Below are 9,385 nucleotides of genomic sequence, written 5' to 3'. Positions count from 1 at the left end.
GTCGATGGCGACCGCGCGCGAGACCACCGCGCGCCGGGCCAGGGCACCGTCGAGCGCCTGCCAGGACAGGTCGTAGCGCACGTGCAGCCGGTCCAGCCGGTTGGCGGTCCGGTACGCCCAGGCGCCGACGACCGCCAGCACCGCGACGAAGACCGCGATGGCGACAATCAGCCATGTCATCAACTGGCCACCTCAACCTTGGCGCCTGACGCGGCGACCGTCTCGTACACCCGCATGATCTGGCTGGCCACCACCGACCAGTCGTAGCGCTGGACGGCGGCCGAACCGGCCGTCACGTAACGTTCCCGCAGCTCATCATCCTCCAGCACCGCGATCAGCGCATCGGCAAGCGCGTCGCCGTCGCCGACGGGCACCAGGCAGCCCACCTCACCGTTGTCCAGGACGCGGCGGAAGGCGTCCAGGTCGCTGGCCACCACCGGGGTCCCGGCGGCCAGGGCCTCGACCAGGACGATGCCGAAGCTCTCCCCGCCGAGGTTGGGCGCGCAATACACGTCGGCGCTGCGCATGGCCGAGGCCTTCCCGGCGTCGTCGACCTGGCCTAGAAACCGGATGCGGTCCACGAATTCGCCTGCCGCGACGCGCAATTGGTCCTCGTCGCCGCGACCGACGATTAGCAGCTGCACGTCATCGAAGCGCTCGACCAGCCCGGGCAGCGCCTCGAGCAGCACCGACATGCCCTTGCGCGGTTCGTCGTAGCGGCCCAGGAACAACACGGTCTTGCCGGCGCGCGGGTAGCCGTCCAGGGGCGGCGCGGAGGCGAACGACGCGACGTCGACGCCGTTGGGGATTTCCACCGCGTCGGTGCCCAACGCCTCCATCTGCCAGCGTCGCGCCAGGTCGGAGACCGCGATCCGGCCGACGATTTTCTCGTGCATCGGGCGCAGGATGCCCTGAAACACCGTCAGCGTCAGCGATTTGGTGGTCGACGTGTGAAAGGTCGCCACGATCGGGCCCTCGGCGATGTTGAGGGCCAGCATGGACAGGCTCGGGGCGTTGGGCTCGTGTAGGTGCAGCACGTCGAAATCGCCTTCGGCGAGCCACTTTTTCACCTTGCGGTGGGTGGCCGGCCCGAACCGCAGCCGGGCCACCGACCCGTTGTAGGGAATCGGCACGGCCTTGCCGGCCGAGACGACGTAGCCGGGCAGCGCGGCGTGCGGCGAGGACGGCGCGAGCACGCTGACATCATGGCCCCGGGCGCGCATCACCTCGGCCAGTTGCAGGACGTGCGACTGCACCCCGCCCGGAACGTCGAACGAGTAGGGACAGACCATCCCGATCCGCATCAGGTGTCCTTCAGCCGGGCCTGCTTGGCTTCCGGGAGGTCGGCCAGCCACTGCGGCTGCATCATGTGCCAGTCCTCGGGGCGGGCGGCGATGTTCTTCTCGAACTGATCGGCCATGGCCTGGGTGATGGCGCCGACGTCGCCGCTGGTGCAATCCAGCGGCGACTGTATGTCGACGCCCCAGCCCCGGTCCTCGAACCAGCAGTGCGCGGGCAGCAGCGCCGCCCCGGTCGCGATCGCCAGCTTCGCCGGCCCGGCCGGCATCCGAGTCGGTTCGCCGAAGAAGTCGACCTGCACGCCGGTGCGGGTCAGGTCGCGCTCGGCCATCAGACAGACCACCCGGTTGGCCCGCAGCCGGTCGCACAGCACGTCGAAGGGCGGCCGCTCTCCCCCGGACAGCGGCACCACCTCGAACCCCAGGCGTTCGCGGTAGTTGATGAAACGCCGATACAGGGACTCGGGTTTGAGGCGCTCGGCGACGGTGGTAAAGGTGCCGTGGGTCTGGGCCAGCCACACCCCGGCCATGTCCCAATTGCCGCTGTGCGGCAACCCGATCACCACGCCGCGGCCGGCGGCCAACGCCGCCCCGATGTGGTCTTTGCCCTGGACCGAGTCGTGCAGCTGGCGGCCCAGCGCCGCCAGGTCCATGCCCGGCAGCCGGAACGCCTCGCGCCAGTAGCGGGCGTAGGAGGCCAGCGAGGCCCGCATCAGCGAGTCGGGAACGTCTTCGGGCGGCACGCGCAGAACGCGGGTCAGGTTCTTGCGCAGCTGGTCGGGGCCGCCGCCGCGCGCGGCGTAGCGCGCCCCGGCGTCAAAGGCGTTGCGCGCGGCGAACTCCGGCATCGCCCGCACCGCCATCCACCCCGAGGCGTACGCCCAGTCGGCGGCCATCTCGCCGGTCAGCCGGCCCACCATCCGGCTCGCCAGGCGGCGCGCCCTACGGGGTTGTGCCCCAATCGTTTTCATGCCCGGCGGAGTGGGAATCACGGGCCGTCCGATCCGACCAGCCGGTCGGTGGCGCCCGGCGAGGTGCGCACCGCGTGCAGCCGCTGCGCGCAGGTAAGCAGGCTGGCCACCGCCAGCACCCACATCGCGACCGGCAGCGCGGGCGGCCACGCGACGAACGGGAAATCGGAGACGCCCGCGCCGACCAGCACGATGATCAGCCGCTCCGGCCGTTCGATCAGGCCCCCGTCGCCGCGCAGCCCGCTGGCTTCCGCGCGGGCCTTGATGTAGGAGATCACCTGCGAGGTGACCAGGCAGATCAGCGTGGCCGCCGCCAGCAGCCTGTCGTGCAGGCCGAAGACGATCCACCACAGCAGCCCGCAGAACACCGCGCCGTCGCTGACCCGGTCACAGGTGGCGTCCAGCACCGCACCGAATCGGGTGCCACCGCCGCGTTCCCGGGCCATCGCCCCGTCGAGCATGTCGAACAGGACGAAAAACCAGACCACCAGCGTGCCGATGAACAGTTTGCCCATCGGGAACAGGATCAGCGCCCCGGCCACCGCGACGATGGTGCCCAGGACGGTGACGACGTCGGGGGTCAATCCCAGGCGCAGGCATGCCCGCGCGGTCGGAGTGGTCAGCCGCGCGAACGCCGCCCGCGACAGGAACGGCACTCTACTCATGCGCGCCGCTCTCCCCCGCAAGCGGGAGGTGCCCCCGCCTCATCGCTTCGCTCTGCATCGTCGCCGGCGCAGCTCATGGTTGCTTCGCCCACTCCGTGGCCAGCAGCTGACGCGTCTCACGCAGCAGTTGCGGGATCACCTTGGACCCGCCGATGATGGTGATGAAATTCGCGTCGCCACCCCAGCGCGGCACCACGTGCACGTGCAGGTGTTCGGCCAGCGAGCCACCCGCCGACGTCCCCAGGTTCAGGCCGACGTTGAAACCGTGCGGCCGGGACACGTTCTTGATGACGCGAATTGCCTTCTGAATGAAGGACATCAGCTCCGCGCTTTCCGGGTCGGTCAGGTCCTCGAGTTCGGAGACCCGCCGATAGGGCACCACCATCAGGTGGCCGGGGTTGTACGGGTACAGGTTGAGCACGGCGTAGACGAGTTCGCCGCGGGCGACCACCAGGCCGTCTTCGTCGGTCAGGTGCGGAATGTCGGTGAACGGCTGCTCGCTCTTGCTCGACGAGTTGGGGTCGCGCTTGCGCGGCGCCTCGGCCAGGTAGGTCATCCGGTACGGCGTCCACAGCCGCTGCAGGTGGTCTTGCTCGCCGACACCCCTGTCCAGGATGGTGTCGTCGGCGCCCTGCTCGGCCGGTTGGCGATCACTCACAGTCACTCACCACTTGACACTTTCACGAGTTCGGCTGTGGGCACGGAATTCTCGCGATCGGCGATCCACTTCACGATCGCGTCGACCGCGCTGTCCCGGGGCACGCCGTTGATCTGGGTGCGGTCCCCGAACCGGAAGCTGACGGCGCCGGCCTCGACGTCGCGGTCGCCGGCCAGCAACATGAACGGGACCTTCTGATTCGTGTGGTTGACGATCTTCTTGGCCATCCGGTCGTCGCTGGCGTCGACCTCGACCCGCACGCCGTGCGATTTCAACTGTGCAGCAACGCTTTCCAGGTATTCCACGTGGTCGTCGGCGACCGGTATGCCCACCGCCTGCACCGGCGCCAGCCACGCCGGGAACGCCCCCGCGTAGTGCTCGGTGAGGATGCCGAAGAACCGCTCGATCGACCCGAACAGCGCTCGGTGAATCAGCACCGGCCGCTGCCGCGACCCGTCGGACGCGGTGTACTCCAGCTCGAACCGGTCGGGCATGTTGAAGTCGAGCTGGATGGTCGACATCTGCCAGCTGCGGCCCAACGCGTCCTTGACCTGCACCGAGATCTTCGGGCCGTAGAACGCGGCGCCACCGGGGTCGGGAACGAAATGCAACCCGGACGCCACGGCGACCTCGCGCAAAACTTCGGTGGCCTCGTCCCACATCTCGTCGGAGCCCGAGTACTTCTCCGGGTCCTTGGTGGACAGTTCCAGGTAGAAGTCGTTGAGCCCGTAGTCGGCCAGCAGGTCGAGCACGAAGCGCAGCAGCGAGGTCAGCTCGTCGCGCATCTGCTCCCGCGTGCAGTAGATGTGGGCGTCGTCCTGGGTCATGCCGCGCACCCGGGTCAGGCCGTGCACCACGCCCGACTTCTCGTAGCGGTACACGCTGCCGAATTCGAAGAGCCGCAACGGAAGCTCGCGGTACGAGCGGCCGCGCGACCGGTAGATCAGGTGATGCATCGGGCAGTTCATCGGCTTGAGGTAGTAGTCCTGCCCGGGCTTGCGCACCGTGCCGTCCGCGTTGAACTCCGCGTCGAGGTGCATCGGCGGGTACATGCCGTCGGCGTACCACTCGAGGTGGCCCGAGGTGATGTACAGCTGCTCCTTGGTGATGTGCGGGGTGTTGACGAACTCGTAACCGGCCTCGATGTGCTTGCGCCGCGAGTACTCCTCCAGCTCGCGACGGATGATGCCGCCCTTGGGGTGGAAAACCGCTAGGCCGGAACCGATCTCGTCGGGGAAGCTGAACAGGTCCAGCTCGACGCCGAGCCTGCGATGGTCGCGGCGCTGGGCCTCTTCGACCAGCTCGAGGTAGGCGTCCAGCGCCTCCTGTGACTCCCAAGCGGTGCCGTAGATGCGTTGCAGGCTGGCGTTGCTCTGGTCGCCGCGCCAGTAGGCGGCCGAGCTTCGGGTCAGCTTGAACGCCGGGATGTGCTTGGTCGTCGGGATGTGCGGACCCCGGCACAGGTCACCCCAAACCCGTTGCCGGGTACGGGGATTGAGGTTGTCATAGGCGGTGAGTTCGTCACCGCCGACCTCCATGATGTCGGGATCGCCCGACTTGTCGTCGACGAGTTCGAGCTTGTACGGCTCGTTGGCCAACTCGGTGCGCGCCTGGTCTTTGGACTCGTACACCCGCCGCTCGAACAGCTGGCCCTCTTTGACGATTTGGCGCATCCGCTTTTCCAGCTTGGCCAGATCCTCCGGTGTGAACGGCTCCGGCACGTCGAAGTCGTAGTAGAAGCCGTCGGTGATCGGCGGTCCGATGCCCAGCTTGGCTTGCGGGAAGAGCTCCTGGACGGCCTGGGCCAGTACGTGCGCGGCCGAATGCCGGATGACGCTGCGGCCCTCGTCGGTGTTGGCGGCCACCGGGACCACCTCGGCGTCGGCGTCGGGCGTCCAACTGAGGTCGCGCAGCTTTCCCGAGTCGTCGCGCACCACCACGACGGCATCGGGCGTGCCCCGCCTCGGCAACCCGGCCTCGCCGACCGCGGCGGCCGCGGTGGTCCCGGCGGGCACCCGGATAGGGGCAAGCGGGACGTGGTTGGCGGGGGCGCTCATGAGGCTGGTTCTCCAAGGTTGGTCGTGTGAGGCGTCGATCGCTGCAATGCTATCGGGGCCGACGCCGCTCAGGGCTGGCCAGGTTTGAGCCGCACGAACAGTGCGTCGGCTTCGGTCAGCAACCGATCGCCGTCGGTCAGCCGGCCCGACACGAAGATCTTGCGCCCGTCCACCCGATCGACGCCCGCATCGAACTGCAGTTCCTTTTCGATCGGGACGATGTGGCGATAGTCGATCTTGAGGTAGGCGGTGCGCTGGCGCGGGTTGCCGGTGAGCACCGAGGCCGACAACCCGAGGACCGAGTCGAACAGCATGCCCAGCGCGCCGCCGTGCACGGCGCCATTGCGGCCCAGGTGGAACCGGGCGAAGCGGGCCTGGCCGTGGACGCGGCCGTCGTCGCCTTTCTGCGCCGACATCGGGATGGTCAGGATGTTGCCGCGCATCGGCAGGTCCATCCGCCGGCCCGACGGGGACGCCCATTCGTCGGCATCGAACGGGGCCAGTAGCGCCGACACCTTCTCCAGCAGGTCGGCCGCCTCGGTGATCACCTCGTCGGGCGCGTCGGCGGCCCGGGCGTGATCCTGCAACGAACGCACGGCGTCGATGAACCTGCCGTAGTCGGGCCCGCCCTTGGTCGTCGGTTCCGGCGGATTGAACCCGCCGCCGGGGTGTCGCTGGTGTTCGGCCACCACCACACCGTATTGCCCGGCCGGCGGGCTTTCGCGCGGTGGTTAGGCCGGCTGCTGGGCACCGGCGGCCGACAACGTCTCGAATTCGTCGTCGGACAGCTCGATCTCGGCGGCGGCGACGTTCTCCTCGAGGTGCGCGACCTTGGACGTCCCCGGGATCGGCACCATCACCGACGAGCGTTTCAGCAACCACGCGAGCGCCAACTGTGACGGCGACGCGTCGTGGTCGGCGGCGATGCGCTGCAGGGGGCCGTCGGCGGCCGCCAGCGGCCCGGCCGCCAGCGGGAACCACGGGATGAACCCGATGCCCTGTTTGGTCGCCTCGTCCAGCAGCGGCTCGGCGCTGCGGGCCGTCAGGTTGTACATGTTCTGCACCGACACGATCTCGGTGATGCGCAGGGCGGCCTTGAGCTGATCGACGTCGATCTCGGACAGGCCGATGTGGCGGATCTTGCCTTCGTTCTTCAGGGTGACCAGCTCGCCCACCTGGTCCTCCAACGGGAAGTTCGCATCGATGCGGTGCAGCTGGAACAGGTCGATGGTGTCGACGCCCAGCCGGCGCAGGCTCATCTCGCATTCCTGGCGCAGGTAGCTCGGATTGCCCAACGGAATCCAGACGTCCGGGCCGGTGCGCAGCAGCCCGGCCTTGGTCGCGATCACCAGGCCGTCGTAGGGGTGCAGCGCCTCGCGGATGATCTCCTCGGAGTAGTAGGGGCCGTAGGAGTCGGCGGTGTCGATGAAGTTCACCCCGAGTTCGACGGCCCGCCGCAGCACCCGGACGCACTCGTCGCGGTCGTCGGGCGGGCCCCACACGCCCTTGGCCGTCAGGCGCATGGCGCCGAAGCCGAGTCGGTTGACGGTCAGGTCACCGCCGAACGTGAATGTTCCGGATGCCCCTGCAACAGTTTTCGTGTTTTCTGCGGTCACACCTTTAGACCGTACGCGCCGAATGCCGCCGCATCCCGGCGTGGCAAGCTGAGCACGTGGACCTGCGCGCGCTCGAGGAACTCCCCCTGACCTACCCCGAAGTGGGGGCGACCGCGAGCGGTGATCTGCCCGCCGGCTACGACCATCAACACGCGGAGCGCCAAATCGGCACGGGCCAGCAGCGTTTCGAGCAAGCCGCGGCCGCCGTCATGCGCTGGGGCATGCAGCGCGGGTCCGGGTTGCGCGTGCAGGCCAGCTCCGAGATCGCCGTCGTCGACGCGGTGGTGGTGGTGAAGCTGGGCTTTGTGCCGGCGCCCTGCCGCGTCGTCTACGTCGTCGACGAACCCGACATCCGTGGCTTCGGCTACGGCACCCTGCCGGGCCATCCGGAGTCCGGCGAGGAACGCTTCGTGGTGCGGCGCGACCCGGGCACCTCGGCGGTGTACGCGGAGGTGTCGGCCTTCTCCCGGCCCGCGACCTGGTGGAGCAAGGCCGGCGGGCCGGTGCTGAAGGTTGGTCAGCGCCTCATCGCCAGGCGGTACCTGCGGGCGGTGTGACCGTCATCGGGTGGCGACGGCACCCCCGATGGCGCCCGTGTGCACGCCCTGCGCCAGCCGGGCCAGCGCGATTGCGCCGACGAGCAGACCGAAGTCGCGCAGCGCGACGTCGTAGAAGCCGGGCCCGCTGACCAGGTCGATGATGATGCCGGCCAGCCACGCCGCGACCACCCAGGCGCCGAGCCGCGGGGCCACCGCGACCAGCAGCCCAGCCACGATCTCGATGACCCCCACCAGGTACATGCACTGATCGGCGGTGCCGGGCACCAGATCGTCGATCCATCCAGCCAGGTACATGCTCCAGCGATGCGGGTGCGTCAGCAGGTTGAAGAACTTGTCCAGGCCGAAAAAGATGGGCGCGACCGTGAATACGGCGCGCAGCGCGAAGTATGCCGAGTAGGCCGGATCCCGCAGCTGATCGGCCAGGGCGTTGGTGGTGCTGACGTGGTTGGTGCTCATGGCGGCCTCCATTCTAACGGATAATATTTCGAACGTTAGATTGGGTAGACTGTAGCGTCAAGCATTTTGTCTGTTAGAAACGAGTGATTGATGGACGACGCGGACGCCCTGGAGCGCGACGCCGCTGGTATCGGCGCGCTCGCCGACCCGGTGCGCCGCCAGCTCTATCAGTTCGTCTGCGCCCAACCGGGGCCGGTGAGCCGCGACCAGGCGGCCGACGCGGTGGGAATCCCTCACCATCAGGCCAAGTTTCACCTGGACCGGCTCACCGCCGAGGGCCTGCTGGAAACCGAGTTCGCGCGCCTGACCGGCCGCTCCGGGCCCGGCGCCGGACGGACCTCCAAGCTGTATCGGCGGGCGCGCCGCGACATCGCGGTCAGCATTCCGCCCCGCGAGTACGAGCTGGCCGGTCGCCTGATGGCGACGGCCATCGCCCGCTCGGCCGGTACCGGGAAGCCGGTCACCGAGGTGCTCAACCGCGTCGCCCGCGAGTACGGCCACTCGATCGGCGCCGGCAAGCGACCGCCCGCCGACGCCGCGGCCGCGCTGCGGCGCGCGGTCAGCCTGCTCGGCCGGTACGGCTACGAGCCGCGGTTTTCCGACGACGAGGTCGAGCTCGCCAATTGCCCGTTCCACGCGCTGGCCCAGGAGCAGACGGAGCTGGCCTGCAACATGAACCACGCGCTGATCAGCGGTGTGGCCGATGCGCTGGCACCGCACGGCCCCGACGCCCGGCTCTGCCCCGGCCCGGACCGCTGTTGCGTCGTGCTCAGGCCCGCCCGCCGGTAGGCCCCCAGCGGGACAGCAATTCCTCGGCGCCGGTACACATCTCGTCGATGACGTCGGCCACCGACGCGTCGCCGCGGATCATCCCCACGCCCTGACCGGCATCCACCGGCGCGATCCGGCAGTCGCCGGCGGCGATCGCGGCGGCCAGCTCGTCGCAGGCGCCCGCGTCCAGCGCCTCCTCGTGGCCCGTCCAGTGCTCGACGAAGTCGTTGGCCAACACCCGCGACGGGAAGCGCGCCGGCCAGGGCAGCCCCTTGGCGACGTCGAAGACCCGCGTGACGGCGGTGTCGGTCTCGGTGGCCGTGACCAGCGCCC

The 9,385-nt window shown here is 69.1% G+C and carries 10 protein-coding genes and 2 pseudogenes; 2 read left to right on the top strand and 10 right to left on the bottom strand.

Features of this window, described 5'->3' with window-relative positions; genetic code table 11:
- From DQP58_RS24410 to DQP58_RS24375, 8 genes and pseudogenes are all read right to left on the bottom strand, one after another.
- Window positions 1-180: pseudogene (locus DQP58_RS24410) on the bottom strand (exopolyphosphatase); the annotation flags it as partial.
- Window positions 180-1,304, bottom strand: a complete 1,125-nt coding sequence (locus DQP58_RS24405) for a glycosyltransferase family 4 protein (protein ID WP_112710695.1) — start codon at window positions 1,302-1,304, stop codon at window positions 180-182. The pseudogene DQP58_RS24410 and the gene DQP58_RS24405, both read right to left, overlap by 1 nt.
- Window positions 1,304-2,218, bottom strand: coding sequence for a phosphatidylinositol mannoside acyltransferase (locus DQP58_RS24400; RefSeq protein WP_205869534.1), 915 nt, complete (start codon window positions 2,216-2,218; stop codon window positions 1,304-1,306). The genes DQP58_RS24405 and DQP58_RS24400 overlap by 1 nt, the downstream gene beginning before the upstream one ends.
- Window positions 2,219-2,286: 68 nt before the next feature.
- The gene (pgsA, locus tag DQP58_RS24395; RefSeq protein ID WP_112710693.1) at window positions 2,287-2,934 is read right to left on the bottom strand and encodes a phosphatidylinositol phosphate synthase; all 648 of its coding nucleotides are present in this window, start codon (window positions 2,932-2,934) and stop codon (window positions 2,287-2,289) included.
- 73 nt (window positions 2,935-3,007) lie between these two features.
- Entirely contained in the window at window positions 3,008-3,592 is a 585-nt protein-coding gene (locus DQP58_RS24390) for an HIT family protein (RefSeq protein ID WP_112710692.1), read from the bottom strand.
- A 2-nt stretch (window positions 3,593-3,594) separates the two neighbouring features.
- Window positions 3,595-5,649 carry a threonine--tRNA ligase gene (gene thrS / locus DQP58_RS24385; RefSeq protein ID WP_112710691.1) on the bottom strand — a complete coding sequence of 685 codons (2,055 nt, stop codon included), beginning with the start codon at window positions 5,647-5,649 and terminating at the stop codon, window positions 3,595-3,597.
- Between the two features lie 68 nt (window positions 5,650-5,717).
- Complete coding sequence (locus tag DQP58_RS24380) at window positions 5,718-6,344, bottom strand: PaaI family thioesterase (RefSeq protein WP_112710690.1); 627 nt, start codon at window positions 6,342-6,344, stop codon at window positions 5,718-5,720.
- 36 nt (window positions 6,345-6,380) lie between these two features.
- Window positions 6,381-7,265, bottom strand: a complete 885-nt coding sequence (locus DQP58_RS24375) for an aldo/keto reductase (RefSeq protein WP_112710689.1) — start codon at window positions 7,263-7,265, stop codon at window positions 6,381-6,383.
- 56 nt (window positions 7,266-7,321) lie between these two features.
- On the opposite strand from DQP58_RS24375, the gene DQP58_RS24370 reads away from it, so the two are divergent.
- The gene (locus DQP58_RS24370) at window positions 7,322-7,822 is read left to right on the top strand and encodes a DUF1990 family protein (RefSeq protein WP_112710688.1); all 501 of its coding nucleotides are present in this window, start codon (window positions 7,322-7,324) and stop codon (window positions 7,820-7,822) included.
- Between the two features lie 3 nt (window positions 7,823-7,825).
- On the opposite strand, the gene DQP58_RS24365 is transcribed toward DQP58_RS24370, so the two are convergent.
- Window positions 7,826-8,281 carry a DoxX family membrane protein gene (locus tag DQP58_RS24365; protein WP_112710696.1) on the bottom strand — a complete coding sequence of 152 codons (456 nt, stop codon included), beginning with the start codon at window positions 8,279-8,281 and terminating at the stop codon, window positions 7,826-7,828.
- 90 nt (window positions 8,282-8,371) lie between these two features.
- Here DQP58_RS24365 and DQP58_RS24360 point away from each other — a divergent pair, with 90 nt between their 5' ends.
- Entirely contained in the window at window positions 8,372-9,070 is a 699-nt protein-coding gene (locus DQP58_RS24360; protein ID WP_112710687.1) for a helix-turn-helix transcriptional regulator, read from the top strand.
- Here the strand turns inward: DQP58_RS24360 and DQP58_RS24355 are convergent.
- Window positions 9,051-9,385: pseudogene (locus tag DQP58_RS24355) on the bottom strand (nitronate monooxygenase); the annotation flags it as partial. The gene DQP58_RS24360 and the pseudogene DQP58_RS24355 overlap by 20 nt on opposite strands.

Source organism: Mycobacterium colombiense (assembly GCF_003284975.1).
GTDB classification, from domain to species: domain Bacteria; phylum Actinomycetota; class Actinomycetes; order Mycobacteriales; family Mycobacteriaceae; genus Mycobacterium; species Mycobacterium europaeum_A.
This window is presented reverse-complemented; position numbering and strand designations above follow the sequence as displayed.